Source organism: Streptomyces sp. V4I8 (assembly GCF_041261225.1).
GTDB lineage: Bacteria > Actinomycetota > Actinomycetes > Streptomycetales > Streptomycetaceae > Streptomyces.
Window position 1 is genome coordinate 1,888,194 of sequence record NZ_JBGCCN010000001.1, and the last position, 25,444, is coordinate 1,913,637.

24 protein-coding genes and 1 pseudogene are annotated in these 25,444 nt (G+C 71.1%); 10 read left to right on the top strand and 15 right to left on the bottom strand.

The window, feature by feature from the left end; genetic code table 11:
- Positions 1–25: 25 nt before the first annotated feature.
- Both ABIE67_RS08530 and ABIE67_RS08535 read right to left on the bottom strand, forming a co-directional pair.
- Entirely contained in the window at positions 26–1,570 is a 1,545-nt protein-coding gene (locus ABIE67_RS08530) for a carboxylesterase/lipase family protein (protein WP_370255692.1), read from the bottom strand.
- A 144-nt stretch (positions 1,571–1,714) separates the two neighbouring features.
- Positions 1,715–3,346, bottom strand: coding sequence for an RICIN domain-containing protein (locus tag ABIE67_RS08535; protein ID WP_370268335.1), 1,632 nt, complete (start codon positions 3,344–3,346; stop codon positions 1,715–1,717).
- Positions 3,347–3,907: 561 nt separating this feature from the next.
- On the opposite strand from ABIE67_RS08535, the gene galU reads away from it, so the two are divergent.
- A complete protein-coding gene (galU, locus tag ABIE67_RS08540; protein WP_370255693.1) occupies positions 3,908–4,867 on the top strand; it encodes a UTP--glucose-1-phosphate uridylyltransferase GalU in 960 nt (319 codons plus the stop codon).
- 68 nt (positions 4,868–4,935) lie between these two features.
- Here the strand turns inward: galU and ABIE67_RS08545 are convergent, their stop codons facing one another.
- Positions 4,936–5,373, bottom strand: a complete 438-nt coding sequence (locus tag ABIE67_RS08545; protein WP_370268340.1) for a DUF4442 domain-containing protein — start codon at positions 5,371–5,373, stop codon at positions 4,936–4,938.
- Positions 5,374–5,572: 199 nt separating this feature from the next.
- On the opposite strand from ABIE67_RS08545, the pseudogene ABIE67_RS08550 reads away from it, so the two are divergent.
- A pseudogene (locus ABIE67_RS08550) lies at positions 5,573–6,852 on the top strand (MFS transporter).
- On the opposite strand, the gene ABIE67_RS08555 reads toward ABIE67_RS08550, so the two are convergent.
- The 3 genes from ABIE67_RS08555 to ABIE67_RS08565 form a co-directional block, all read right to left on the bottom strand.
- Entirely contained in the window at positions 6,814–7,659 is an 846-nt protein-coding gene (locus ABIE67_RS08555) for a spermidine synthase (RefSeq protein ID WP_370255694.1), read from the bottom strand. The pseudogene ABIE67_RS08550 and the gene ABIE67_RS08555 overlap by 39 nt on opposite strands.
- A 24-nt stretch (positions 7,660–7,683) precedes the next feature.
- The gene (tuf, locus tag ABIE67_RS08560) at positions 7,684–8,856 is read right to left on the bottom strand and encodes an elongation factor Tu (protein WP_370255695.1); all 1,173 of its coding nucleotides are present in this window, start codon (positions 8,854–8,856) and stop codon (positions 7,684–7,686) included.
- A 265-nt stretch (positions 8,857–9,121) separates the two neighbouring features.
- Positions 9,122–9,844, bottom strand: coding sequence for a DNA alkylation repair protein (locus ABIE67_RS08565; protein ID WP_370255696.1), 723 nt, complete (start codon positions 9,842–9,844; stop codon positions 9,122–9,124).
- A 49-nt stretch (positions 9,845–9,893) separates the two neighbouring features.
- Here ABIE67_RS08565 and ABIE67_RS08570 point away from each other — a divergent pair, with 49 nt between their 5' ends.
- A complete protein-coding gene (locus tag ABIE67_RS08570) occupies positions 9,894–10,676 on the top strand; it encodes a TVP38/TMEM64 family protein (protein ID WP_370255697.1) in 783 nt (260 codons plus the stop codon).
- A 39-nt stretch (positions 10,677–10,715) separates the two neighbouring features.
- On the opposite strand, the gene ABIE67_RS08575 is transcribed toward ABIE67_RS08570, so the two are convergent.
- Positions 10,716–11,885: an acetyl-CoA C-acyltransferase gene (locus tag ABIE67_RS08575; protein WP_370255698.1), complete on the bottom strand. Its 1,170-nt coding sequence runs from the start codon at positions 11,883–11,885 to the stop codon at positions 10,716–10,718.
- A 113-nt stretch (positions 11,886–11,998) separates the two neighbouring features.
- Between ABIE67_RS08575 and ABIE67_RS08580 the strand changes: the two genes are divergently transcribed.
- Positions 11,999–12,469 (top strand): winged helix-turn-helix transcriptional regulator, encoded by a 471-nt coding sequence (locus tag ABIE67_RS08580; protein WP_370255699.1) that lies wholly within the window; start codon positions 11,999–12,001, stop codon positions 12,467–12,469.
- An 8-nt stretch (positions 12,470–12,477) separates the two neighbouring features.
- Here ABIE67_RS08580 and ABIE67_RS08585 read toward each other — a convergent pair whose 3' ends face one another.
- Both ABIE67_RS08585 and ABIE67_RS08590 read right to left on the bottom strand, forming a co-directional pair.
- Positions 12,478–13,404, bottom strand: coding sequence for a PmoA family protein (locus tag ABIE67_RS08585; RefSeq protein WP_370255700.1), 927 nt, complete (start codon positions 13,402–13,404; stop codon positions 12,478–12,480).
- Positions 13,401–14,690 carry a Gfo/Idh/MocA family protein gene (locus ABIE67_RS08590; RefSeq protein WP_370255701.1) on the bottom strand — a complete coding sequence of 430 codons (1,290 nt, stop codon included), beginning with the start codon at positions 14,688–14,690 and terminating at the stop codon, positions 13,401–13,403. Before ABIE67_RS08590 ends, ABIE67_RS08585 begins: the two co-directional genes overlap by 4 nt.
- A gap of 284 nt (positions 14,691–14,974) precedes the next feature.
- Here ABIE67_RS08590 and ABIE67_RS08595 point away from each other — a divergent pair, with 284 nt between their 5' ends.
- The 3 genes from ABIE67_RS08595 to ABIE67_RS08605 all read left to right on the top strand — a co-directional run bounded on the left by ABIE67_RS08595 (position 14,975) and on the right by ABIE67_RS08605 (position 16,861).
- The gene (locus ABIE67_RS08595) at positions 14,975–15,850 is read left to right on the top strand and encodes an undecaprenyl-diphosphate phosphatase (RefSeq protein ID WP_370255702.1); all 876 of its coding nucleotides are present in this window, start codon (positions 14,975–14,977) and stop codon (positions 15,848–15,850) included.
- 117 nt (positions 15,851–15,967) lie between these two features.
- Positions 15,968–16,147, top strand: coding sequence for a hypothetical protein (locus tag ABIE67_RS08600; RefSeq protein ID WP_370255703.1), 180 nt, complete (start codon positions 15,968–15,970; stop codon positions 16,145–16,147).
- 51 nt (positions 16,148–16,198) lie between these two features.
- Positions 16,199–16,861 (top strand): chloramphenicol phosphotransferase CPT family protein, encoded by a 663-nt coding sequence (locus ABIE67_RS08605; protein WP_370255704.1) that lies wholly within the window; start codon positions 16,199–16,201, stop codon positions 16,859–16,861.
- Here ABIE67_RS08605 and ABIE67_RS08610 read toward each other — a convergent pair.
- Positions 16,858–17,478: a DUF4291 domain-containing protein gene (locus tag ABIE67_RS08610; RefSeq protein WP_370255705.1), complete on the bottom strand. Its 621-nt coding sequence runs from the start codon at positions 17,476–17,478 to the stop codon at positions 16,858–16,860. The two genes, ABIE67_RS08605 and ABIE67_RS08610, sit on opposite strands and share 4 nt — an antisense overlap.
- Before the next feature lie 92 nt (positions 17,479–17,570).
- On the opposite strand from ABIE67_RS08610, the gene ABIE67_RS08615 reads away from it, so the two are divergent.
- Together ABIE67_RS08615 and lnt are read left to right on the top strand one after the other, a co-directional pair.
- Complete coding sequence (locus ABIE67_RS08615; RefSeq protein WP_370255706.1) at positions 17,571–18,056, top strand: nuclear transport factor 2 family protein; 486 nt, start codon at positions 17,571–17,573, stop codon at positions 18,054–18,056.
- Between the two features lie 70 nt (positions 18,057–18,126).
- Complete coding sequence (lnt, locus tag ABIE67_RS08620) at positions 18,127–19,707, top strand: apolipoprotein N-acyltransferase (RefSeq protein WP_370255707.1); 1,581 nt, start codon at positions 18,127–18,129, stop codon at positions 19,705–19,707.
- Positions 19,708–19,868: 161 nt separating this feature from the next.
- On the opposite strand, the gene ABIE67_RS08625 is transcribed toward lnt, so the two are convergent.
- Both ABIE67_RS08625 and ABIE67_RS08630 read right to left on the bottom strand, forming a co-directional pair.
- On the bottom strand, positions 19,869–20,777 hold the full coding sequence (locus ABIE67_RS08625; protein ID WP_370255708.1) for a Gfo/Idh/MocA family protein: 909 nt from the start codon (positions 20,775–20,777) through the stop codon (positions 19,869–19,871).
- Complete coding sequence (locus tag ABIE67_RS08630; RefSeq protein WP_370269684.1) at positions 20,749–21,096, bottom strand: hypothetical protein; 348 nt, start codon at positions 21,094–21,096, stop codon at positions 20,749–20,751. Before ABIE67_RS08630 ends, ABIE67_RS08625 begins: the two co-directional genes overlap by 29 nt.
- On the opposite strand from ABIE67_RS08630, the gene ABIE67_RS08635 reads away from it, so the two are divergent.
- Entirely contained in the window at positions 21,095–21,604 is a 510-nt protein-coding gene (locus ABIE67_RS08635; RefSeq protein WP_370255709.1) for a DinB family protein, read from the top strand. The two genes, ABIE67_RS08630 and ABIE67_RS08635, sit on opposite strands and share 2 nt — an antisense overlap.
- A 698-nt stretch (positions 21,605–22,302) precedes the next feature.
- On the opposite strand, the gene ABIE67_RS08640 is transcribed toward ABIE67_RS08635, so the two are convergent.
- From ABIE67_RS08640 to ABIE67_RS08650, 3 genes are all read right to left on the bottom strand, one after another.
- Entirely contained in the window at positions 22,303–22,758 is a 456-nt protein-coding gene (locus tag ABIE67_RS08640) for a hypothetical protein (protein ID WP_370255710.1), read from the bottom strand.
- A 123-nt stretch (positions 22,759–22,881) separates the two neighbouring features.
- Positions 22,882–23,565 carry a uracil-DNA glycosylase gene (ung, locus tag ABIE67_RS08645; RefSeq protein ID WP_370255711.1) on the bottom strand — a complete coding sequence of 228 codons (684 nt, stop codon included), beginning with the start codon at positions 23,563–23,565 and terminating at the stop codon, positions 22,882–22,884.
- A gap of 117 nt (positions 23,566–23,682) precedes the next feature.
- On the bottom strand, positions 23,683–25,263 hold the full coding sequence (locus ABIE67_RS08650) for an ABC transporter substrate-binding protein (RefSeq protein WP_370255712.1): 1,581 nt from the start codon (positions 25,261–25,263) through the stop codon (positions 23,683–23,685).
- Positions 25,264–25,444: the final 181 nt, after the last annotated feature.

A 25,444-nucleotide genomic window follows, 5' to 3' on the forward strand; every position in this document is an offset into this window, starting at 1 on the left:
GGCTGCGAGCGTGCGCCGGGGCAGCCTACCCGTTCTGAGTGACGGTCTCGGCGTCCCACAGGTTGCACTGGTGCTCACGGTGAACGGTGGCGCTCGGCACATTCCCGCCGGCGGACGGGGTGCGGAGTGCCAGCACCGTGCCGGGCCGGGTGGGCATCGCGGGCTGTCCCGCGGCGCGCGGCACGCCGTCCCGGACGAAGGAGCCCCAGTACTGGATCATCTGCCGCGCCAGCGTCCGCTGCCCGGCGTTCAGCGGTGACTCCAGGCCGAAGTGCTTGAAGAGGTACTGCACCTCGTTGACGTGGGTCGCGCCGAAGTCGAAGTCCGTGCCCAGGTCGCGCAGCGAGGCGAAGGGCGGGGAGGTGCGGTCGGCGAACTCGTACGCGTAGACCTTGCCGCGTCCGGCGAGCGCGCCGTCGAGGCGGAGCGCCGGGCAGGCGAACATCTGGTCGCCCTGGGCGGTGGCGTACGCGAGGGCCGGGGAGGGATACGACTGCAGGGGGTAGCGCGCGAGCGCCTCGTCGCCGTAGTCCGCCCGCATGACGGCCGGGTACTGGTCGGCGGTGAGCGGCGTGCCGTTCAGGTCGAAGCGGCTGAAGGCGAACAGCCGGCCCTCGTCCTGGTTGGCCCCGTTCATGACCGGCACTCCGGCGGCGGCCCCGTGCTCGAACGCCTCCTTCGGCTGCCGCGGCAAGAAGGCGCCCCCGGCCACCGGCCCCCAGTCGAAGCCGCTCTGCGCGGCCAGGATCTCGGCGGCCGGCTTGGCGCGCAGACAGGCCAGGTCGGCGCAGCCGAGCTTCTCCGCGAACGCGGCGCCCTGGGACACGGCCGTGCCGTGCGCTCGCGCACCGCAGTCGGCGTACGCCCCGCTCTGGATGATCCCCGCCCGGAACAGCCCCTTCGCCGTCGGCGAGGCCAGCTGGGTGCAGACCGAGCGGCCGCCCGCCGACTCGCCGGCGATGGTCACGCGGCCCGGGTCGCCGCCGAAGCGGCCGATGTTGGCACGCACCCAGCGCAGGGCGGCCTGCTGGTCGAGCATGCCGAAGTTGCCGGAGACCCCGTCGCGCACCTCGCCGTCCAGGCCGGCCGTGGCGAGGAAGCCCATCGCCCCGAGGCGGTAGTTGACGGTCACGACGACCGTACCGGTCTGCCGGGCGAAGGCATCCGGGACGACGTCCTGACCGGCCCCGGCGGTGAGCCCGCCACCGTGGAACCAGACCAGGACCGCGCGAGGGGCCGAGTCCGCGGGGGCGTACACATTGAGGTCGAGACATTCCTCGGTATGGCTGGGTTGCTCATAGCCGGGATCCCAACTCGAACCCTGTACACATTTGTTGCCGAAGTCCTGTGCCGTGCGTACCCCTTGCCAGGGCCGGACGGGTCGCGGCGCCTTCCAGCGGAGCTCTCCGACGGGGGGCTCGGCGTAGGGGATGCCGAGGAACTGGCGTCCCTCGGCGGTGGTTTCACCCCGCACCCAGCCCGCGGTGGTGCGGACGACGGGGTCGTCGGCGGCCTGTGCGGGCACAGGGGTGACGAGCGCGGCCGCGAGGGCCATCAGTGCGACGGACATACGACGTATCACGGGTCCACCTCCACGTTCGTGAGCACGGGACACCACTGGCGCGGCGGGAAAACTATGAACGTCGGTGACTCGTGTCAATGAAGTGAACGAGAAACGGCCGAATGACGTCAGAAGTCGAAAGGGGTGAGGGGGTCACTCCGTCGGGGTGACCCCTGACTGGCGGCGGGTGGAGTCGAGCGTCGCCGTGGCGCTGTGGACGACCGTGGACACGGCGGCCGGCACTTCTGCCGGGAGGGCCACCACGGCATCGACGGGGGTGGCGGGCTCGGCTTCGTCACCGGAGTCGTCCTGGACGTACCGCGTCTCGTACGACGACTCGGGGTCCTCTTCCGGTACGGCCGGCTCGCCCTGCGGGAGTTCGGGGGTGCCACCGTCCGGCGACTCTCGCTCGGGTGCCACGGGTGCGGTGCCCTTCTCCTCGCGCGGCTTCTCCTGCTGGAGCTTCTTCTCGGGTCTCCCCCCGCCCGCGTCCGCGAGCCCGCCGTCCAGCGTCCAGCGCTGCGCCTCGGATCCGTCCCGCTCGTCGACCACCACGCTCACGCCCTTGCCGGGCGCGACCGCCAGCCCCTCGGCCCGGCGGGGCAGGAGCTCGCCGTGGACGGTGAGGTCGTAGCGCACCTCGCCGGCGTGTGCGAGGCAGTTCGCCAGGACGACCGTGCCCTCGTCGGCGTCGGAGTCGAGGCACAGGGTGGGCTCGGCGGCGCTGCGCAGCAGGCCGTTGTCCCGGTACGACCACTGCTGGGACGCGGCGGACGAGCACTCCGCCAGCTCGGCGCGGGCGCCGGTACGGACCTGGCCGTCGCGGAGGTCCAGGCACAGCCCGCGGTCGAGGTTGCGGAGCCTGCCCTGGGCGATCTCGACGGGCTCCTCGGCCGAGGCGGCCGACGGTGATCCACTGGACGAGGACGGGGACACGGCACCCGGGTTGACGGTCGTGCCGCTGGGCGCGCCCCAGGTGGCGTGCGGTCCGGGGACGCCGCTCTCCTCGGTCCAGCCCTTGGCGGTGAGGACCGTCACGAGCAGAGCGAGGGAGGTCACGCCGACCCCCACGGCGACGGCCTTCGCGCGTCCGCGCGGCGGGTCGAGCCGCTCCGGGCGGTGCCGTCCGCCGCGTCGCCCGCGGTCGCACGACGTCGCCCCGGAGCCGCCGCGTCCGGGCCGGGAGTCGAGATAGCGCCGGGCGCCCCAGCCGAGCACGGTTTCCGCGAGCAGCACTTCCAGGCCGCCCTCGAAATGGCTGAGCTGCTCGGCGGCGTGCCGGCAGTAGCGGCACTCGGTCAGATGCTGCTGGACATCGGGCAGCAGGGCGCCGCCCCGGCGAATGGGGACGTCGAGGAGGCGGTTGTAGAAGCGGCATTCCCGGGTGGGCGCGAGTTCGCGGTGGGCGCGGACGCAGCCTGTCCGGAATTGCTCGCGCACGCCCTCCAGCGCTGCCGACGCGGTGGGCGTATCCACCCCCAGCAGACCGCCGGGTACGGTTATCGGTTCGGCCTCGACCTCGGTGTGCCAGAGGAGGCATTGCGAGGCCCCCGGCAGCGCCCGGAATGCGCGCTCGGCGATTTGCCGCCTTTCGGGCGTCACGGACCGCGCGGCGCGCAGCCCGCGCCCGCCCGTCGGTTTGCCGAGTTCCGGCAACAGGGCGGAAATACCGCCGTCGGCCGCCCAGCCCCTCACCAGATCCCTTACGGCGGCGAGGAGTTGAGGGCGCAGCGCGCCGCCGGTGGGCCGGCCGAGCACGCGATGGAACGCCGCGGCGGCCACCATGGCGGCCGAACTCGCCGTGGACACGAGACAGATGGCCGCGTAGTCGTAGGTGGCGCGCCAGTGCCGTGCCATCAGCAGGGCGACGGCATGGCCGTTCGCATCGGCTTTGCCCAGGTTCGCGACGAGATCGCGGTCGGACTCTCCGGGGCTCACCCCGGGCCGTGGCGGGTACGGCGGTCGTGGGGGGTAAGGAGATTGCACTGAACCATTTCCTTCCCAGCCGCAGGACGGCACGGGGAATGCACGTCCATCGGAAAGCAGGTGCTTGATTGGTGCATACCTGGGCCGCATCGGATGTGGACCGGCTATCGGGTCGCTCACTTTCGCACAAGCTATGTACAGGAAACAAGAAGTTCGAGTGACCGACGTTCAAAGAGCAAGAAATTCAGAAATGTTACCGGCGGTATCCGCACCCCCATTCGAAATATCCGCCGAGCCAAGTGCCAAGTTGTGTGCAGGCAAAGACCATTGGTCCACGGAATCTTCAATTCCGCATCCCGCACAGCAAGCTCCGAGGTTTCTCCCGGCGTGCTCTCATCCCCGTGCTCCACCATGAGCCGCATGATCGTCCCCCACACGACACCCCCGTCCGACCCCGCCCCCGAACGGGTCCGTACCGTCCGTAAGGCGGTCGTCCCCGCCGCAGGACTCGGCACGCGTTTTCTGCCCGCGACCAAGGCGACACCCAAGGAGATGCTGCCGGTCGTCGACAAGCCGGCCATCCAGTACGTCGTCGAGGAGGCCGCGGCGGCCGGTCTCGACGACGTACTGATGATCACCGGCCGGCACAAGCGGGCCATCGAGGACCACTTCGACCACGCCTTCGAGCTGGAGCAGGCACTCGCCGCCAAGGGCGACACCGTACGGCTGGACGCGGTGCGCGACCCGGCCCGGCTCGCGGACATCCACCACATCCGCCAGGGCGACCCCCTCGGCCTCGGCCACGCGGTGCTGTGCGCCCGCCACCACGTCGGTGACCAGCCCTTCGCCGTCCTCCTGGGCGACGACCTCATCGACCCGCGCGAGACCCTGCTCAGCCGGATGCTGGAGGTCCGCGACCGCTACGAGGGCAGTGTGGTGGCCCTGATGGAGGTCCCGCCGGAGCAGATCCACCTCTATGGCTGCGCGGCCGTCGAACCGTCGGGCGAAGGCGGTGTCGTCCGCGTCACGGACCTCGTGGAGAAGCCGTCGCGCGAGGACGCGCCGAGCCGGTACGCGGTCATCGGCCGCTACGTCCTCGACCCCGCCGTCTTCGGCGTCCTGGACCGCACCCCGCCCGGACGCGGCGGCGAGATCCAGCTGACCGACGCCCTGCGGGACCTCGCTGCGGGCGGAACGGTCCACGGAGTCGTGTTCGACGGCCTGCGCTACGACACCGGCGACAAGGCGGACTATCTGCGCACGGTGGTTCGGCTGGCGTGCGACCGGGCGGACCTGGGGCCGGAGTTCACGGCCTGGCTGAAGGAGTTCGTGGCAGGCCTGGAGGAGAGCGGGGCGAGGGAGGGCCGGCTCGCGGCTTGAGAGGAAGGCGGGGGTGAAGCAGGACAGGGGCCCCGCCCAGGGCCCCTGCTCACCGTCGCGCCGTCGGCTCAGCCGTTCGGCCGCAGGGTCCAGACGACCGTCATCTCCCCGGTGACGGCCCCATCACCGCGCTGGATCTCGATGACCACGGGGAACTCGGGGCGCTCCCCCGCGTCCAGCTGCGCGACGACCTCGGCGGCCGGGCGGCCCAGCGTCGCGGTCGCCGTCACGGCACCCATGGCGAGCTTCTTGTAGGAGATCTCGGCGCTGACGGCGAGCGGCACGGCACGCGAGAGCTGGTCGCCGAACGCGGCCAGCACGATCGCCCCGCTGGCGGACTCCCCGAGCGTGAACATGGCGCCGGCGTGCGGCCCGCCCACGTGGTTGTGGTACTCACTCTGGTCCGGCAGAGCCACCACGGCCTTCTCCGGCGTGGTCTCCAGGAACTGGAGGTTCAGGGTCCGGGCCATCGGCACGGTGGCGGCGAGCATCTCGCCGATCGACATCTGGTCTGCGCTCATGGCCGCCATGTTACCCATGAGTAGGAACCAGGGAACAGGTCGCCGGGATGTGACGAGCGTCGTACCGGTGAAGGTTTCGAGGAAGCCCGCCCGCGGCCGCCCGGATCTCGGCGTGCGGGCCTCGTCCCGCCAGTGACCTGCAATTCGTTTGGCAAATCCAGAGCCGGGCGGCGATAGTCGGCCGGTGACTTCCGCCGCCGGCCTCTCGCGCCGCTCCCGCCGCCCCTCCTGGGCGGGCCGCAACTACAGCCTGCTGACCGCCGCGGCGTTCGTCACGAACCTCGGCAGTCACGGTGCGCTGATCGCCGCGGCGTTCGCGGTGCTGGAGGCGGGCGGCGACGGCGGTGACGTGGGGCTGGTGGCCGCCTCCCGCACCCTGCCCCTGGTGCTCTTCCTGCTGATCGGCGGCGCCGTCGCGGACCGGCTGCCGCGCCATCGGGTGATGGTCGCGGCCAACGCCCTCAACTGCCTCTCGCAAGCCGCCTTCGCCGCGCTCGTCCTCACCGGGGAGGCCCGGCTCTGGCAGATGATGCTGCTGACCGCCCTCGGCGGCACCGGCCAGGCGTTCTTCAGCCCGGCGGCCGAGGGCATGCTGCTGTCGTCGGTCCAGGGGGAGCAGGCGAGCCGGGCCTTCGCCGTCTTCCGGATGGCGATGCAGGGGGCGGCGGTCGGCGGTGCCGCGCTCGGCGGTGCCATGGTGGCCGCGATCGGGCCCGGCTGGGTGCTGGCGGCCGACGCGGCGGCCTTCGCGGTCGCCGGCTCCATGCGGGCGTTCCTCGATGTGAGTCACATTCCGCCGCGCCTGCCGGGCGGCGGAATGCTCGCCGATCTGCGGGAGGGCTGGCGGGAGTTCGCGGGGCGGCCGTGGCTGTGGGGCATCGTCGTCCAGTGGGCGCCGCCGACGCGGTCTACGGCCCCCTCGTCGCGCGGGACCACCTGGGCGGGGCGGGGCCGTGGGGCCTGGCCCTGGGCTTCTTCGGGGCGGGCACGGTCGCCGGCGCCCTGCTCATGACCCGCTGGAAGCCACGCCGCCTGCTCCTCGCGGGCACCTTGTGCGTCTTCCCGCTCGCCCTCCCCTCGGCCGCGCTCGCCGTACCGGTGCCGGTCACCGTCCTGTGCGCGGTGATGTTCCTGACCGGCGTGACGCTGGAGGTGTTCGGCGTCTCCTGGATGACCGCACTCCATCAGGAGATACCGGAGGAGAAGCTGTCCCGGGTCGCCGCGTACGACTGGTTCGGCTCGGTCGCCCTGGTCCCGCTGGCCACAGCCCTGGCCGGTCCGGCGGAGACGGCGTTCGGCCGCACGTCGGCGCTGTGGGGCTGCGCCGCGGTGGTCGTGGTCGTCACGGCCGCGGTCCTGTGCGTACCGGACGTACGGAACCTACAACGCCGTACCCAGCACGTGACCGCCGGGACCCGGCGCGACTCAGCCGATGCCGAAAGCCCCGTCGGGGGGCTCGGGTGACGGTACGGCGTCCTCGTCCCGCACCGGCCGCGCGCCGCCGATGAACTGCCGCAGGGCCGGCCCCTGTTCGACGCGGGCCGGGAAGGCGTCGGAGGCGGTGAGCCGGGCCAGGGCGGCCGTGTCGAGGGGCCGGTGCGCGGCGACGAGCACCGCGTTGCCGAACCGCCGGCCGCGCAGCACACCCGGCTCGGCGATCAGCACCAGCTCCTCGAACAGCGTGGCGTAGGTGGCGAGTTGGGAGCGCAGGAAGGCGAACGGCGCCGCGTCGGCGAGGTTCGCCAGATAGACGCCGCTCCCCCGCAGGACCCGCTCGGCCTCCCGGACGTACGCCACCGACGTCAGATGCGCCGGCACCCGTGACCCACCGAAGACGTCGGCGACCAGCACGTCGGCCGAGTCGTCCGGGGCTGCCTCCAGCCAGGCTCGGGCGTCCCCGGCGTGCAGCCGGATGCCGGCCCCGTCCGGAACCGGCAGATGCTCGACGACCAGCTCCATCAGCCCCCGGTCGGCCTCGACGACGTCCTGCCGCGAGCCGGGCCGGGTCGCCGCCAGATACCGGGGCAGGGTCAGCGCCCCACCCCCGAGATGCAGCACGTCCAGCGGCCGCCCGGGCTCGGCGACGGTGTCCAGGACATGCCCGAGGCGGCGCGCGTACTCGAACTCCAGATACTCCGGCTCGTCCAGATCGACATACGACTGCGGAGCCCCGTCGACGGTGAGCAGCCAGGCCCGCTTCCGGTCGACGTCGGGCATCAGCTTGGCGGTGCCGTAGTCGGCGGACCTGGTGACGGGTATGGGTTCGCTCACCTCCTCATTGTGCCGGGGAACTCTCTACGGGACGACGGCGGTCACAGTCCCCGCCCCCACCGTCCTGCCACCCTCGCGAACGGCAAATCCGAGCCCAGGCTCCAAAGGCACCTCCCGCCCCAGCTCAACGGTCATCGTCACCGTCTCCCCGGGCCGAGCGACCCCCACCTCACCGAGGTCGATGTCCCCGACCACATCCGCCGTACGGATGTAGAACTGCGGCCGGTACCCGCTGGTGACCGCAGTCGTACGACCGCCCTCACGCGCGGACAGCACGTACACCTGCGCGGTGAAGCGCCGACCCGGCACGACACTCCCCGGCGCGACGACGACATGCCCCCGCCGGACGGCGTCCCGTGGAACGCCGCGCAGCAGCAGCGCCACGTTGTCCCCGGCCTGCGCCTCGTCCATCGGCTTGCCGAAGGTCTCCAGGCCGGTGACCACGGACTCCAGCCCGGCCCCGAGCACTTCGACGCGGTCGCCCACCTTCACGGTGCCCCGCTCGACCGCGCCGGTGACGACGGTCCCCCGGCCGGTGATGGTGAGCACGTTCTCGACGGGCAGCAGGAACGGCGCGTCCACATACCGCTCCGGCATCGGCACGTACGTGTCCACCGCGTCGAGCAGCGCCTCGACGGACGCCGTCCACTTCGGGTCCCCTTCCAGGGCCTTCAGCCCCGACACCCGTACGACGGGCGCGGCGTCGCCGCCGTAGCCGTGCTCGGTGAGCAGGTCGCGGACCTCCAGCTCGACGAGGTCGACGAGCTCCTCGTCGCCCGCGTCGGCCTTGTTGAGGGCGACGACGATGTGGTCGACGCCCACCTGCCGGGCGAGCAGGACGTGTTCGGCGGTCTGCGGCATGATCCCGTCGAGCGCGGAGACGACGAGGATCGCCCCGTCGAGCTGCGCGGCGCCGGTGACCATGTTCTTGACGTAGTCGGCGTGGCCGGGCATGTCGACGTGCGCGTAGTGGCGGGTGTCGGTCTCGTACTCGACGTGCGCGATGTTGATGGTGATGCCGCGCGCGGCCTCCTCCGGCGCCCGGTCGATGCGGTCGAAGGGCACGAACGTGCCGGACCCGCGCTCGGCGAGGACCTTGGTGATGGCGGCCGTCAACGTGGTCTTGCCGTGGTCGACATGACCCATCGTGCCGATGTTCAGATGCGGCTTGGTGCGCACGTATGCCGTCTTGGACATGGCTGTACCTCGAAGTCTCTACAGAAGTCTCCGCGTAGGAGAGGGGGACCCCGAGGACTTGCCGACCCTCCCCCTGCGGGGTCCGCCGGACTGTCCGGGGAGGGTCAGCTTCGGGCGCCGTCGACGGCAGCCAGGAAGACGAGAACGGCAGCCTTCGGGGCATCCGCGACTGCGGATGCTGCGAAGAGGAAGGCGTGCCGGAACATGACGTCGATCATCGTCGACGCCTTGCCGGACGTCGAATGGTTTTTCGCGGTACGGGACTTCAGGCGCCGATGTTCTTCAGCGCCTCCCGCACCGACAGCGGCGCGAACCGCCCCCGCTCCCGCGCCAGGAAGTCCCGTACGGCGTCCGGGTCGGTCTTGGCGTACTCGCGCAGGCACCAGCCGATCGCCTTGCGGATGAAGAAGTCCGGGTGCCCGGACTGGCGCAGGCAGTAGGCGAAGAGGCGCTGGGTGTCGGTGTGTTCCTTGTAACGCAGTTGGTGGAGCAGGGCGGTGCGGGCGACCCACAGGTCGTCGTCGACGATCCAGGCGTCCATGTCCGCGGAGAGCTTCGGGTCGACGGCGACGAGTCCGCCGACGACGTGGGCGGCGAGCAGGTCGACGGTGTCCCACCAGGAGACGGTGGTGATCAGCTGCCGGGTCACCGGAAGGAAGCCGGAGGAACAGCGCCGCACGTGCCGGCGCAGATAGTCGACGGCGAAGTAGTGGTACTCCCGCTCGGGCAGCTGCCAGCAGCGCAGGGCGATGGCGGTGCAGTCGGCCTCGTCGGGGCGCGGCGTGCCCTGGAGGACGGTGCGCGACAGGGCGCGGCGCTCCGGTGTCGGGACGCCGAGGAAGGGGGCGATGTCCTTCATGTACGCCTGGGCGGTGGCGGCCCGCTCGGGGTCCGCGGCGGCGCCGTACGTGGCGGTGAGCCGCTCCAGGACCGTGTCGGCCAGAACACTGCGCGGAACTTCTGATGTTCCCGCACCTGTGACGCTCATGAGACGAACCATACGGCGATCACACATGTTTGTCGGTTACTGTCGCCGGATGCTCGACGATGCCACCACCCGCTCTGGGGGCACCGCCACGGCCCCTCCCCGGGCCGCCGCCACGGAGCTCGCTGTCCCCGTAACCGTCCCCGTTCCCGTGCCCTCGGGTTTCGCCGCGCGCTGCACCAGAACGCTGCTCTCGCCGTGGTCGCGGCTGTCCCTGCTCGTGGTCCTGCTCGCGGCGGCCGCGTCGTCCGTGCTGCTCTTCGAGCCGCAGAACCTGATGGCGAACGGCTGGCCGCCCCAGGTCGAGGGCTCGGCCGCGGTGGTGCTGTTCGCGGTGGCGTACGGCCTGGTCACGGTGGCCTTCGTGCCGCGGCCGCTGCTGAACCTCGCGGCGGGCGCGCTCTTCGGCTCCGAGTGGGGCATCGGCGCGGCCCTGGCGGGCACGGTGCTGGGCGCGGGCATCGCCTTCGGGCTGGGGCGGCTGCTGGGCCAGGAGGCCCTGCGCCCGTTGCTGCGCGGCCGGTGGCTGAAGGCGGCGGACGGCCAGTTCAGCAAGCACGGATTCCGCTCGATGCTGGCGGTGCGGCTGTTCCCCGGGGTGCCGTTCTGGGCCGCGAACTACGCCGCCGCGGTCTCCCGGATGGGCTACGTCCCGTTCCTGCTGGCGACGGCGCTCGGGTCGATCCCGAACACCGCCGCGTACGTCGTCGCCGGCGCCCGTGCCTCCGCGCCGACGTCGCCCGCCTTTCTGATCGCGCTGGCCTGTATCGCCGTACCGGCGCTGGCCGGTGTGGTGGTGGCCTGGCGCAAGCGCCATCACCTGCGCGGCCACTGAACCGTTCCGCCACCCGCGGATCGGATCCGGCTACACGGCCTACACCGCCTCCAGGACCATCGCGTTGGCGAGGCCGCCCGCCTCGCACATCGTCTGCAGGGCGTAGCGGGCGCCGCGTTCGCGCATCGCGTGCACCAGCGTCGTCGTGAGACGGGTGCCGCTGGCGCCGAGCGGGTGACCGATCGCGATCGCGCCGCCGTGCACGTTGACCTTGGCCAGGTCGGCTCCGGTCTCCTGCTGCCAGGCCAGGACGACGCTGGAGAAGGCCTCGTTGACCTCGAAGAGGTCGATGTCGCCGAGCGACAGGCCCGCCCGGCGCAGCACCTTCTCCGTCGCCGGGATCACACCGGTGAGCACGAGGATCGGGTCGGATCCGGTGACGGCGAAGCTGTGCAGCCGGGCGAGTGGGCGCAGGCCGAGTCGGGCCGCCGTCTCGCTGGAGGTGATGAGGACGGCGGAGGCGCCGTCGTTCACGGGGCTGGCGTTGCCCGCGGTGACGTTCCACTCGATCTGCGGGAAGCGCTCGGCGAAGACCGGGTCGTGGTAGGCGGGCTTGAGGCCGGCGAGGATCTCGGGGGTGCTGCCCGGCCGTACGCACTCGTCGCGGGAGACGCCGTCCAGGGGTGCGACCTCGGCGTCGAAGAGGCCCTTCTCCCAGGCGGCGGCCGCCTTGCGGTGCGAGGAGACGGCGAACGCGTCCATCTGCTCGCGCGTGATCGACCACTTGGCGGCGATGAGTTCGGCGCTGATGCCCTGCGGGACGAGCCCCTCCGGGTAGCGATCGGCGATTCCGGGCCCGAAGGGGTCCTTGCCGGGCGGCACGTTCGACCACATCGGCACCCGGCTCATCGACTCGACGCCACAGGCGACGACCAGGTCGTACGCGCCCGAGATGACGCCCTGGGCGGCGAAGTGCACGGCCTGCTGGGAGGAGCCGCACTGGCGGTCCACGGTGGTCGCCGGGACCGTCTCCGGGAAGCCCGCCGACAGGGCGGCGTAGCGGGTGGTGTTCATGGCCTGCTCGCCGACCTGGTCGACGGTGCCGCCGATGACGTCGTCGACCCGTGCCGGGTCGATACCCGAGCGCTCGACGAGGGTGCGCAGGGTGTGGGCGAGGAGCTCGACGGGGTGGACGTGGGCCAGGGAGCCGTTCGGCTTGCCCTTGCCCATAGGGGTGCGTACGGCTTCGACGATGACTGCGTCACGCATGGTGCGGGCCTCCCGATTACTGATGAGTAGGAAATCCAAACTCACCATAACCCCCTGGGTTGGAAAATCAAACCTACTGGGTTGGAAAGTCGAACCCGCCTAGACTGAGCGGCATGGCCGCCACCAAAGACCCGCGCCCCTGTTCCATCGCCGACACCCTGGCGCTCGTCGGTGAGAAGTACTCCCTGCTCGTCCTGCGCGAGGTGTGCCTGGGCAACGGCCGCTTCGACCAGCTCGTGCGCAACATCGGCGCCCCGCGCGACATCCTGGCCACCCGGCTTCGCCGCCTGGTCGACGCCGGCATCCTCACCAAGCGCGCCTACAGCGAGCGCCCGCAGCGGTTCGAGTACCGGCCGACGCAGGCGGGACTGGAGCTGGAGCCGGTCCTGATCACCCTCATGGCGTGGGGCGACCGCCATGTCCGCAAGGACGACGACCGCCCCATGGTGATCGAGCACGTCTGCGGCAACGAACTGGTCCCGGTCGTCACCTGCCGGGCCTGCGGGGATCCGGTGCGTCACGAGGACCTGACGGCTCATCCCCAGGTGTCCGGCTGGACGGTGTCGGGGCCGTCAGCCGCGTAGGCGGCCGATCACCAGGGATGCGACTCCAGGTACTTGACGATCTCTTCCCGCTCCCACGCCCCGTCGGCCACGACGACCCGGTAGCGGCGGGTGAGGGTGCCGCCGGGCGCCAGTTCCAGCTCGTCGTGGAACGCCCAGGACGGAGCCACCCCCGCGAAGGGCTCGTTGCGTACGAACCAGTGGGCGGGGTGGGCGCCCCGGTCACCGGTGTGGTCGTTCTCGGGGGCGTGCGCGAAGACGAGGGTCGCGTGGCCGTCGGTACCGTCGTGCTCGCCGGAGTAGGCCAGCCAGGGCGCCTGTTCGCCCATCAGGCCGGGGCCCTCGGCGTCCGGGGCGACGATCCGGCCGCCCTGGAAGGCGCGCGGACCGCGCCAGAAGAGGCCCGTGTAACCGGCCATGCCGCGCCCGGCGGTGGTGGGGCTGCCGAACCGCAGCGGCTCGTCGCGCCGGTTCGTCACGGCGCTCGCCCAGGTCAGGGCCCATGAGCCGGACTCCGGCTCGATGTCGTGCACCTCGACCCGGCGCCGCTCGTCGGCCCACAGCTCACCACCGTGGGGATGCCAGGTCAGCCGCTCGGCGATGACGACACGGTCACCGTCCGAGGAGACCTCGTCGAAGCCGACGTGCCGCATCGACCCGACCCGCTCGGGCAGTTCGAGATAGCCCTGCCCGTGGACGTAGGAGTTGCCTCCCCACAGATTGGCCCCGGACAGATGCGAGGCCGTGAGCGACAGGCCCTTGTGCCAGCGGTGGTCGTTGGGCCGGTAGTCGGTGACCACATCACCGGCGAGGGTGCGCAGCGGGTGGACGTACGGCTTCGGGGCCTCCCAGGCGGCCTCCGGCCGGTAGACGTAGGAGAGCAGTTCGACGCCGGTGACCGACTCGGTCACCGTGACGCGGTCGCCGTGTGCGTGGACGATACGCAGCCCGGTCACGCAGCGGCTTCCTCGCCCGACGCGGCCCGCTCACCCAGGAGGACAGGCGCCCAGCCCGGCGCGTCCCCGTGCATCGCCGAGTAGAACGGATCGCCGGGGCCGATCTCACCCGCCCGTACCGTCGCGTCCGTGAACGCCGACTTGTACAGCGCGGCGACCAGCTCCAGGCTCGTCCGCCCGTCCGCGCCGCTGCTGCGCGGGCGCTCCCCCGCGCGCATGCTCGCGACCAGTTCCCGCAGCTGCTCCAGATGCGAACTGGGCATGTCCGCGCCGAAGTCCTGCCAGGCCGCGGCTTCGGCGTCCGGGACGTCCCGGGCCGGCCTGATGCGCCAGTTGTCGTTGCGGTGCCCGTACAGGTGGGTGAGCTCGACGGTGGCACGCTCGCAGTCGATACGGATGCGGCTGACCTCGTCGGGGCTCAGCACGCTGTTCACGACGGTCGCCATCGCACCGTTCGCAAAGCGGACGAGGGCCGTCGACACGTCCTCGGTCTCGACGTCGTGCACCAGCCGGCCGGCCATGGCACGCACCTCGCTCCACGGTCCGAGCAGATCGAGCAGCAGATCCATCTGGTGGATCCCGTGCCCCATCGCGGGGCCGCCCCCCTCGGTCTGCCAGCGGCCGCGCCAGGGCACGGTGTAGTAGGCGGTGTCCCGGTACCAGGTGGTCTGGCAGTGCGCGACGAGCGGGCGCCCCATGGCCTGCTGGTCGAGCAGCCGTCGTACGTGCCGGGTGCCCGAGCCGAAGCGGTGCTGGAAGACGATCGAGGCGTAGGGGCCGCCCTCCTTGCCCTCCTCCGCCTCCACGGCGTCGAAGTCCGCGAGACTCGGCACCGGCGGCTTCTCGCACCACACCCAGGCACCGGCACGCAGCGCGGCCACGGTCTGGTCGCGGTGCAGGGTGGGCGGCGTGCAGACGATGACCAGGTCGGGCCGCTGCTCCTGGAGCATCACGTCGAGATCGGTGTAGGCACGGGGCGCCCCAGCCGCGGCCCCAGCCCCAGCCCCAGCCCCAGCCCCAGCCCCTACAGCCTCAGTCGCTGCCGCTGCCGCGGTCGCCGTCACTGTCGCGCAAAAGTCCTCGGCCGACTCCGCGGCGATGTCCACGGCGGCGACGAGTTGCGTCTCGCCCTCCTCGGCGAGCCTGGCGAGCGCGGGCAGGTGGGAGTCGCGCGCGATGGCACCGGTACCGATCACGGCGACCCGGATGCGGCGGCCGGTCAGCGGGGCCCCGGGGGAAGGGGCGGGGCGCTGGTCCGTCCCGGGAGCGGTCTCGGATGTGGCCATGGGCGGATCGGACTCCTCCGGGACAACGGGCGACGCCGACGGGCGTCGTAGGGGCGGGCGAGCGGACGCAGCAAGCGCTTTCCGCTCGCTGCAAAGTAAGCGGCGGCCCCGCAGCAGGTCAACACCGGTATGACGGGGGCGGGGCAAGTGCCTGCCGAGCCCCCTGTGGCGGAGCTGTCATCGGGGGGCGCTACGCTGCCCCTCGACACGCGCGATCACTGTGCCGCCGACGCGGTGTCCTCCGTCATCCCTTGTCACGATCAGCACTTGGACTCCGTAACTTCATGTCTTGGTTTGAATCGCTCATCCTCGGACTCGTCCAGGGGCTGACCGAGTTCCTCCCCGTGTCCTCCAGCGCGCATCTGCGGCTGACCGCGGCGTTCTCGGGCTGGGAGGACCCCGGCGCGGCCTTCACCGCGATCACCCAGATCGGCACGGAGGCCGCGGTACTGATCTACTTCCGCAAGGACATCGGTCGGATCATCTCGGCGTGGACCCGGTCGCTGACCGACAAGGCGATGCGGCAGGACCACGACGCGCAGATGGGCTGGCTGGTGATCGTCGGCTCGATCCCGATCGGTGTGCTCGGTCTGACGCTCAAGGACCAGATCGAGGGACCGTTCCGCGATCTGCGGATCACGGCGACCATGCTGATCGTCGTCGGCATCATCATCGGCGTCGCCGACCGGCTGGCGGCACGCGACGAGTCGGGCGGGCGGCACCGCGCCGCCAAGCAGCGCAAGTCGCTCCAGGACCTGAACGTGAAGGACGGCCTGATCTTCGGCCTGTGCCAGTCCGCGGCGCTCATCCCCGGCGTCTCCCGTTCCGGCGCGACCATCAGCGGCGGCCTCTTCATGGGCTACCAGCGCGAGGCGGCGGCCCGCTACTCCTTCCTCCTCGCGATCCCGGCCGTCCTCGCCTCGGGCCTCTTCGAGCTCAAGGACGCGATGGAGAGCGACCACGTCTCCTGGGGACCGACGATCTTCGCGACGGTGATCGCCTTCGCGACCGGTTACGCGGTCATCGCATGGTTCATGAAGTTCATCTCGACCAAGAGCTTCATGCCGTTCGTCTACTACCGCGTCGCGCTCGGCATCGTCATCATCGCCCTGGTGGCAGCGGGCGTCCTCAGCCCGCACGCGGCGGAGTCCGCGGGCTGAGGCAGCGTGGCGGCGGCGACGCCAGGGGCACGCCGCCCGAAACCCGTGACCAATCACATACGGTCTGCGTAGCTGCCTGGTAGCGCACTGTCAGTCTTTGCCCCTAGGCTTGTCCGCATGTCCCCCCATTCCTTAGGCCCTGGTTCCGTGCGCTCTGCTGCCGAGGTGAACGAGGAGATTCGCGCCCTGTGGCTGCGCGCGGGCGGCTCTCTGTCCGCTCAGGAGCGCGCGGAGTACGAGCTGTTGGTGGTCGAGTGGGCGGCTGCCATCCGCGGTGAGGTCGTCGAGGCGGCCTGAGGCCCGGAAGCGCCCGGTAGCGCCCGGAACCGCGAGCCTAAGATCCGCTCCATGGAGCATCTGGATCACGTACCTGCTCGCCGTGGCCTCGTCATCTTCCTCAACGGCACGTCCAGTTCGGGCAAGTCGAGCATCGCGGCCGAACTGCTGAGGATCCTCGACGAGCCGTATTTCCACCTGCCGGTCGACGCCTTCCACGCGATGCGCTCCCGCACCCCGGTCCCGCAGGACCAGATCGCCACGGTCCTCCACCGCACCTGGCAGGGCTTCCACCGTGCCGTGGCCGGCATGGCCGCGGCCGGCAACAACGTCGTCGTCGACCACGTGTTGAGCGCCGAATGGCGGCTCAGGGACTGTCTGTCGCTCTTCGTTCCGCAGGACGTCGTTCTCGTCAAAGTGCACTGCGGCCCGGAGGAACTGGAGCGCCGGGAGCGCGCGCGGGGCGACCGGCCGCCCGGCCTCGCCGCCGGCCAGTTGGAACGGGTGCACGCACACGGTGTCTACGACATGGAGTGCGACACCGGCCGCGCCACACCACAGGAATGCGCCCGCCACATCAAGGACTTCCTGACCGACCGGCCCAGACCCACCGCCTTTGAACAACTGCGGGCCGGGATGCCGGGATCCACCGGCAACCGCTCCAGGCCCTCGCCCCGTTCAAGGACCAGCCAAGGCGTGTCGCCTGTCACCAACGTCCCCGGACAGCACACCTAGGCCCGCAGATGCGCGAGGACAGCGTCCTCCAGCGGATACGGCCGCTCCTGCGGCAACAGCTCGGCAGCGCGCTCCAGTTCACCCGCCCGCACGCGCGCGTGGATCTCCGTCGCGAGCGGCGTCACGTCCTCGATGCCGACGATCCACTCGTCCGCGTACCGAGCGGTCGCCTCCCCGGCGAGCCCCAGCTGCAGCGACCGGTACGGCAAGGGGTTGAGGTGCAGATCGCGCTCCGGATCCCACTGCACGCGCGCGGGGGACGCCCTCAACTGCCGCTTCCAGGCGCCCTGGTCGCCGTGCAGGTCGGGGACGTAGTGCGAGAGACACGCGTGGCCCAGCGCCCAGGCGAAGCCCTCCCGGCTGATCTCGACGGCGAGGACGGTTTCCTGGCTCTCCTTCGTGGCCCAGCCGCAGCGGTACATCATCCAGAGGAACGACGGCTTGATCCACGTCATACGGTCGCGGCTCCAGGATGGCGGAAAGCGTCCGTGGCGGGCCGCTGCCCGGCCGATCTCGGGTCGGTAGGCCTGATAGACGGTGACCGTGGACTCGGTGTGGAGCGCGCGTACACGGAACCGGGGTTGCTGCTCGTTCGGTCGGTCTTTCTGATCATTCACGGGGACAGCCTCACCCCCGCCCGCACCGATCTCCACCGAATATCGCCGCACGCCCTCTTGGCTCCGTGCACCTCATGCCCAACACTGAGCCGATGACGCAGCGTGTGGAGCTCGCCACCCTGAGGGACCGGCTCGCGGTCGACGGGGTGATCACCGACTATGCGGTGGCCGTGGACGACGGCGACTGGGAGGCCTACCGGAGCCTGTTCGCCCCCGACGGGCGCGCGGACTACCGCTCGGCCGGCGGCATCGAGGGGGACGCCGGGAGCGTCGCCGCGTGGCTCGCGGAGAGCATGCGGCTCTTCTCGATGCGGCAGCACCTGATCGTCAACCGCAGGGTGCGCTTCGGGATCCTGGAGCAGGACACCGGTGACACGGCCGGGGTCCAGGCCGACTACGTCAATCCGATGCGGTTCGCCGGGGACGGGGAGGGCTCGCCGGCCCCCGACTTCGTGTGCGGCGGACGGTACGCCTTCGGGCTGCTGCGCACGGACGACGGCTGGCGGCTGCGCGAGGTGGTCGTCCAGGAGAAGTGGCGCCGGCTGCCCGAGCGTGCCGCGCCCGCGATGATCGACTGAGCGGGCGTCCACTGTCCCGTTGTCAGTGCTTGCGAGCACACTGGAGGCACCACGGGGTAGGAGGTGATGCATGAAGACGATCAGCCGCTGGCTCACCTCCCCGTGGCGCCGCTCGATCGCCGCCGCTCTGGCCGGTGCGTTGCCCGTGCTCGCCTTCCCCGAGCCGTCGTGGTGGTGGTTCGCCTACGTCGCCCTGGTCCCGTGGATGGCTCTGATCCGCTCCGCGCCGACCGGACGGCGGGCGCTGTACGACGGCTGGTGGGGCGGGTTCGGGTTCATGCTGGCCATGCACCACTGGCTGCTGCCGAACCTGCACGTGTTCACGTTGGTGATCGCCGCCCTGCTGGGCGCGCTCTGGGCCCCCTGGGGCTGGCTGGTGCGCCGCTTCCTCCCCGCCGGGCCGTCACCCGGCCGGGTCACGGCGGCCCTCCTCGTGCTGCCGTCCGGCTGGCTGCTGATCGAGCTCGTCCGCTCCTGGCAGGGGCTCGGCGGGCCGTGGGGCGTACTGGGCTCCAGTCAGTGGGAGGTGGAGCCCGCGCTGCGGCTCGCCTCGGTGGGCGGGGTGTGGCTGATCGGCTTCCTGGTGGTGGCCGTCAATGTCGCGGTCGCCGTGCTGGTGGCGGTCCGCGGGTGCCGGGTCGCCGCGGTGGCCGGCCTCGTCGCCACGGCCGTCGCCGCCTCCGCCGCCTGGGTGTGGTCCCCGCGCCCCGACGTCGAGGGCCGGGTCCGGATCGGCGTCGTCCAGCCGGGCGTCATACAGGGTGCGGGCGCGCCCGACCGGCGGTTCGACCGGGAGGAGGAGCTCACCCGGGAGCTGGCCGGACAGGGCGCCGACCTGATCGTCTGGGGTGAGAGCAGCGTCGGCTACGACCTCGACGACCGGCCCGACTTCGCGCGGCGCCTCGCGGCGCTGTCCCGGGAGACGGGGGCGAACATCCTGGTCAACGTGGACGCGCGGCGCTCCGACAAGCCCGGCATCTACAAGAGTTCGATCCTCGTCGGCCCGGACGGCCGGACCGGCGCCCGCTACGACAAGATGCGGCTGGTCCCCTTCGGGGAGTACATACCGGCCCGCTCGCTGCTGGGCTGGGCCACCTCCGTGGGCAAGGCGGCGGCCGAGGACCGCAGGCGTGGCACGGAACAGGTCGTGATGGACGCCGGGCACGGGCTGCGGATCGGCCCGATGGTCTGCTTCGAGTCCGCGTTCTCCGACATGAGCCGCAACCTCGTCGCCGACGGCGCCCAGGTGCTGATCGCCCAGTCGGCGACCTCGACCTTCCAACAGAGCTGGGCCCCGGAGCAGCACGCCTCACTCGCCGCACTGCGCGCCGCCGAGACCGGCCGCCCGATGGTGCACGCCACCCTGACCGGCGTCTCCGCCATGTACGGCCCGAGCGGCCAGCGCCTGGCCTGGCTCGGCACGAGCGAGAGCACGAGCGTGGTCTACGACATCCCACTGGCCGACGGCGTCACACCGTACGTCCGCTTCGGCGAGTGGCCGGTGTACGCGGCCCTGCTGATCATGGCCGCCTGGTGCGCGACCGAGGGCGCCCGAATCGGACGGCTTCGGCTCAGGCGGCAACCCACGCCAGAACCACGCGAACGCCCCGCTCACACACCTGATGAGTCACCGGCACGGGGCGCACACTGACCGCCGCCCCCACCTGGCGGCACGCAAGACGTCAACGACGCCCCGCACCCCCTGCTCGACACCGCGGTTACGAAACCACCGACCCCCAGCCCAGCCCGCCCGCACGCACGCACGCACCAGCGACTCAGACGACGGCCCGATCAGCCCAGCCCGCCAGCGACTCAGCCGGCAGCCCGATCCTCAACCGCCCGGACGACCCGCTCGCACATCTCATGAGTCGCCAGCGCGTCCCGCGCACTGAGCACCTTGCCCGCACGCACCGCGTCGAGGAAGGCCAGCACCGCCTGCTCGATGCCGCGCTGCCGGGCCACCGGCACCCAGTCACCGCGGCGACGTACGGTCGGCTGGCCCTTGTGGTCGATGATCTCGGCGAGGTTGAGGACTTGGCGCTTGGTGTCCTGCCCGGACACCTCGAGGATCTCCTCGGCCGAGCCGCTGAGCCGGTTCATCACGCCGAGCGCGGTGAAGCCGTCCCCGGCGAGCTGCAGCACGACATGGTGCAGCAGCCCGTCCTCGACGCGGGCGCGCACGGTCAGGTCGACGACCGGGCCGGGCACGAGGAAGCGCAGGGTGTCGACGACGTGGATGAAGTCGTCCAGGATCATCGGGCGGGGCTCTTCCGGCAGCCCGATCCGGTTCTTCTGCATAAGGATCAGCTCGCGCGGATGGTCGGCGCACTGGGCGTAGCCGGGTGCGTAACGCCGGTTGAAGCCGACGGCGAGGCTCACTTCGCGTCGCTCGGCGAGCGCCACCAGCCGCTCGGAGTCGGCGAATTGGTAGGCGAGCGGCTTGTCGACGTACGTCGGTACGCCCGCCTCCAGCAGCCGGGTCACGATCTCCGGGTGCGCGACGGTGGGCGCGTGCACGAAGGCGGCGTCGAGGCCTTGGGCGAGGAGCGAGTCGAGGTCCGTGTGCCGCTGCCCCGCCGGCAGACGGAGGCTGTCGGCGACCCGGGCGAGCGTGGCGGGCGTGCGGGTCTGCAGATGCAGTTCGATCCCGGGCTGGACACCGAGCACCGGAAGGTAGGCCTTCTGCGCGATGTCACCGAGTCCGATGCAGCCGACCTTCACGGGGGGTTCTCCTCTGGTGGTTGCCTGCCGGGGTCTGTCTGGAAGCATACGGCGGCTGCGGCGGCCGCCAGTCGGCGATGGTCTCGAAGCCGCGCAGGAACAGCGCGGGCGCGACCTTGGACAGGGCGGCGAGGTCGCCGGAGTGGTGCGCGAGGATCACCGCCGGCTGCGTCGCCGGGTCGTTCAGCTCGGAGACACCCAGCCCGGACGAGGTACGGGCCGGGCTGTGCGAACTCCTCGGCGGAATGTTCAGCCGCTGAGCCCGGTGACCTCGAAAACTGCTGGGCAACCGGCCCGAGTTGAGCAACGATTCGGGCATGACAATCGAACGCCATGAGCCCTCCACCACCGCCGACGAGCGCACGATGCTGGAGGGCTGGCTGGACTATCACCGGCAGACCCTCGCATGGAAGTGCGAAGGCCTGACCGACGCCCAGCTAAGGACCGCCTCCGTGGAACCGTCCGAGCTGACCCTGATGGGCCTGGTGCGGCACATGGCGGAGGTGGAGCGGTACTGGTTCCACGAGGTCCTCGTGGGCGAGGACCTCGGGGTGCTCTACTCCAGCGAAGAGGACCCGGACGGCGAGTTCCACTTCACCGAGTCCGACACCTGGGAGGAGGCGCGCACCACGTGGCGGACCGAGATCGACCGCGCCCGTCTCAACGCGGCCGGCTTCGGACTGGACGACGTCGCCAAGGGCCGGAGCCGGTCGGGTGAGTCCTTCAATCTGCGCTGGATCATCACCCACATGATCGAGGAGTACGCCCGCCACAACGGCCACGCCGACCTGGTCCGCGAGCGCGTCGACGGCGCCACCGGCGACTGACGTCAGCGGCGGCGGGAGCACACCGTCCGTACGGGGTCAGAGATCACCCGTACGGAGCAACGTGTCCTTCTCCGCTGTCCCAACGGCCGCCGGAACCAGCAGAGTTGCGCGCGTGCATCGAACGACGACCACCGCAACGCTCCTGGTCACCGTGGCCGTCTCGGCCCTCGCGGGTTGTACGACGGTCCAGCACCCGCCGGCATCCGGTGGGCCGGCGGCGCCGTCCCAACCGCCGGCGCCAGAACCGGGCGGGTCCACGGAACCCGAGATCGTGCAGGCGCCGGCCCAAGAGGCCCTGACGCTCATCGGCCCGTCCCGCCGTCCGACCCCCACGACGCCCGCCGCACCATCCGCGCCGCCCATCGCCACGGCACCGGCACACACCCCCTCGGCCCCTCGCTCGCACCCCCACCACCCCCGTCCCGAGCACCAGAAACCCCACCCGCGCTCCGACGTCCCCCATGCCCCGCACGTCGAGATCCCCGATGTGTCGGAGTCCGTCCACCGGGGAGTCCAGGGGAACCCGGGGAACGGCGGGCACCCAGGAAACGGGGGGAGTTCGGACGTCTGCGCTCTGGGGAGGAAGTACGGCGGATGGCGGCCGGACAGCCCGGAGTCGAAGATCTGCGACCAGACGTACGGCCGTTGAGACACGGGCGGGCCGCACCCGCAGCCCGCCCCCGCTGGTCCCGCGGCCTCTACGGCCCCTCCCCCAACCGCACCTCCAGCCGCCGGATCTCGGCCCGCACCCCGTCCCCGTAGCTGTCGTCCCCCAGCGCCCCCGCCGCTCCCCGAGCCCGGCGCAGATGGACGCGGGCGGCCTCGGCACGGTCGAGCTTCACATAGTCGGCGGCCAGATTCAGATGCAGTGAGGGGTACAGCGCCCGTACGGCAAGGGCGCCACCGGCCCCCTCCGCCTCGGTCAGCGCCCGCAGATCCCAGGCCAGTTCGTCCGAGGGGTCGTCCTGCGTGTCGGCCAGGTAGTGCGCCAGGGTGCAGCGGTGCAGGGGGTCGCCGTCCTCGCCGAGTTCCGTCCACAGTTCCAGCAGCCGACGCCGGGCCTCCTCGCGGTCCCCCGCGTGGTGCAGCATGACGACCTGTCCGATCCGCGTCGGTACGGCCTCCGGTGCCGTCCGCTCCTGTCGCTCCGCCACCGCGTCCTCCGGGCCCTCGTCGGCTGGTCCCCCGCCCGACGCTAACCGCCCCCAGCGGCAATCCCGGTCAGGCGGCTCCGTACGGCACCGGGCCGGTCCGGCGCGGGACCGGCCCGGTGAGAGTCAGCCCAGGTCCGGGATCCGCCAGTCGATCGGCTCGTGGCCCTGGCCGGCCACCGCCTCGTTGATCTGCGTGAACGGGCGGGACCCGAAGAACTTCTTCGCGGACAGCGGGGACGGATGCGCGCCCTTGACCACCACATGCCGCGTCTCGTCGATGAGCGGAAGCTTCTTCTGGGCGTAGTTGCCCCACAGCACGAACACCGCGGGGTCGGGCCGGTCGGCCACGGCCCGGATCACCGCGTCGGTGAACTTCTCCCAGCCCTTGCCCTTGTGCGAGTTCGCCTCGCCGGCGCGGACCGTCAGCACCGCGTTGAGCAGCAGGACGCCCTGCTGGGCCCAGGGCATGAGGTAGCCGTTGTCGGGGACGGGGAGGCCGAGCTCCTCCTTCATCTCCTTGTAGATGTTGCGCAGCGAGGGCGGCGTCTTCACTCCGGGGCGGACCGAGAAGCACAGGCCGTGGCCCTGACCCTCGCCGTGGTAGGGGTCCTGGCCGAGGACCAGGACCTTCACCTTGTCGTACGGCGTCGCGTCCAGCGCGGCGAAGACCTCCTCGCGCGGCGGATAGACGGGACCCTTCGCCCGCTCCTCCTCGACGAACTCCGTCAGCTCCTTGAAGTAGGGCTGCTGCAGCTCGTCGCCCAGAACCCCGCGCCAGGACTCGGGCAGCATGGCGATGTCGGTCACGTCAACTTCCTTACGGTGTGCGGCGAACGGTGAGAGGCGACCGCGGGCGGTCACTTCCAGGCTTCAGAACCTACAGGCGGCCACTGACAATCACCCCGCCCACCGCACATCCCGCCGCTACCAGCTGGTCTTGCGGTACAGCTCCCCCATCATCATGATCGTCGAGGGGTCGAGGGCCCGCTCCGCGCCCGAGACCTCCGCGCTCGCGGCCACGTACTGCCGGCCCTGCCACAGCGGCAGCAGCCGTGCGTCGTCGACGAGAATGCGCTGGGCGTCCTCGAAGTCCTTGACCACGTTGGCGCGGTCGCTCTGGGCTCGGGAGTTGGGCAGCAGGTTTTCGGTGATCTTGGGCGTCACATAGGGCGTACCGAGCGCGTTCTGCTCGCCGACGAACGGCGCGATGAAGTTGTCCGCGTCCGGGAAGTCGGGGAACCAGCCGCGCCCGAAGACCGGGTACTCGCCGTTCTGGTAGCCGGTGACGTACGACTTCCAGGGGCGGCTCTTGAGGGTGATCTCGAAGAGACCGGATTCCTCGAGCTGGCTCTTCAGCTCCTCGAACTCCGCCTTGGTGGCGGAGCCGTAGCGGTCGCTGGTGTACCAGAGTTCGAGCGGCACGGGGGCCGTGATGCCCGCCTCCGTGAGGATCTTGCGGGCCTTGCTCTCGCTGGGGTCGCCGTAGTCGTCGAAGAAGCCCGTGGTGTGTCCGGTCAGGCCCTTGGGGACCATGGAGTACAGCGGCTCGACGGTGTCCTTGTAGATCTTGTGGGCGATCGCCGGGCGGTCGATGACCTGGGCGACGGCCTTGCGGACGGCGGCCTTGCCGGCCATGGGGTCCTTCGGGTTGAAGACCAGGTAGTTGATCTCGGTGCCGGAGCCCTCGATCAGCTGGAGCTCATCGTCGTCGTCGGCCTGGATCTCGACGATGTCGTCGGCGGCGAGGCCGCGGAAGGCGACGTCGAGCTCCTTGTCGCGCAGCGCGGCGACCATGGTGGGCGAGTCCTGGAAGTAGCGGATGGTCACCGCGTCGTTCTTGCGCTCCGCGTACCCGTCGTAGCTGTCGTTCCTGACGAGCTCGGCCTTGTTGCCCTCGTCGTACGACTCCAGGGTGTACGGCCCGGATCCGACGACCGAGCCGTCCTCGCGGAGCTTGTCCGCCGGGTAGTCCTCGGGGTCGACGATCGACATCGCGGGCGTGGCGAGCACGAACGGGAAGGTGGCGTCGGCCTTGTTGAGGTGGAAGACGATCTCGCGGTCGTTCAGCACCTGGACGCGTTCGAGGCTGCCGAGCAGGCCGGCGGGTCCGCCGTTGACGTTGATCTCCCGGATCCGGTCGATCGAGTACTTGACGGCCTTCGCGTCGAGGGTGTGCCCGTCGGAGAACTCCAGGCCCTCGCGCAGCTCGCAGTGGTACTTCATGTTCGTGTTGTCGCTGAACTGGCAGCTCTCCGCCGCGTCGGGCTCGGGGGTGGTCGAGCCCGAGGGATAGCTGAGCAGCGTCTGGTAGATGTTCCGGAACAGTTCCCAGGAGCTGTCCCAGGACGCGGCGGGATCAAGGGTGCTGGGGGCGGCCGTCGTCCCCACGACGATCGGCCCCTCCTCCTCCGAGGAATCGGACGAGAGGACACCGCACCCTGCCACCAGTGACGATATGGACGCGATGGCCGCCACCTGCCGCAGGCGTCGGATCCGGTTGAACACGCGCACGCTCCTCGATCTGCCATGCCAAGGGTCGGCAAAACATACCGCAGTGTTCCGGCCAGTGGACCTCCAGTCTCAGGAGCACTTGTTCACCTCTGCGGTGACTACGTTGTCAATGGTTGTTGATCTCCCGAAACGTCGACAGGGGCGCCGCTGGTGTCCAGCGGCGCCCCTGTCGTGG

Bases quoted from the DNA above. Each gene is read 5' to 3' on its own strand.
- ABIE67_RS08530 (WP_370255692.1), bottom strand. From the start codon at position 1,570: ATGTCCGTCGCACTGATGGCCCTCGCGGCCGCGCTCGTCACCCCTGTG.
- ABIE67_RS08535 (WP_370268335.1), bottom strand. From the start codon at position 3,346: ATGGTGGCCGCCGCGGCGTTCCATCGCGTGCTCGGCCGGCCCACCGGC.
- galU (WP_370255693.1), top strand. From the start codon at position 3,908: ATGATCGTCCCCCACACGACACCCCCGTCCGACCCCGCCCCCGAACGG.
- ABIE67_RS08545 (WP_370268340.1), bottom strand. From the start codon at position 5,373: ATGTCGATCGGCGAGATGCTCGCCGCCACCGTGCCGATGGCCCGGACC.
- tuf (WP_370255695.1), bottom strand. From the start codon at position 8,856: ATGTCCAAGACGGCATACGTGCGCACCAAGCCGCATCTGAACATCGGC.
- ABIE67_RS08565 (WP_370255696.1), bottom strand. From the start codon at position 9,844: ATGAGCGTCACAGGTGCGGGAACATCAGAAGTTCCGCGCAGTGTTCTG.
- ABIE67_RS08570 (WP_370255697.1), top strand. From the start codon at position 9,894: ATGCTCGACGATGCCACCACCCGCTCTGGGGGCACCGCCACGGCCCCT.
- ABIE67_RS08575 (WP_370255698.1), bottom strand. From the start codon at position 11,885: ATGCGTGACGCAGTCATCGTCGAAGCCGTACGCACCCCTATGGGCAAG.
- ABIE67_RS08580 (WP_370255699.1), top strand. From the start codon at position 11,999: ATGGCCGCCACCAAAGACCCGCGCCCCTGTTCCATCGCCGACACCCTG.
- ABIE67_RS08590 (WP_370255701.1), bottom strand. From the start codon at position 14,690: ATGGCCACATCCGAGACCGCTCCCGGGACGGACCAGCGCCCCGCCCCT.
- ABIE67_RS08595 (WP_370255702.1), top strand. From the start codon at position 14,975: ATGTCTTGGTTTGAATCGCTCATCCTCGGACTCGTCCAGGGGCTGACC.
- ABIE67_RS08600 (WP_370255703.1), top strand. From the start codon at position 15,968: ATGTCCCCCCATTCCTTAGGCCCTGGTTCCGTGCGCTCTGCTGCCGAG.
- ABIE67_RS08605 (WP_370255704.1), top strand. From the start codon at position 16,199: ATGGAGCATCTGGATCACGTACCTGCTCGCCGTGGCCTCGTCATCTTC.
- ABIE67_RS08615 (WP_370255706.1), top strand. From the start codon at position 17,571: ATGACGCAGCGTGTGGAGCTCGCCACCCTGAGGGACCGGCTCGCGGTC.
- lnt (WP_370255707.1), top strand. From the start codon at position 18,127: ATGAAGACGATCAGCCGCTGGCTCACCTCCCCGTGGCGCCGCTCGATC.
- ABIE67_RS08635 (WP_370255709.1), top strand. From the start codon at position 21,095: ATGACAATCGAACGCCATGAGCCCTCCACCACCGCCGACGAGCGCACG.
- ABIE67_RS08630 (WP_370269684.1), bottom strand. From the start codon at position 21,096: ATGCCCGAATCGTTGCTCAACTCGGGCCGGTTGCCCAGCAGTTTTCGA.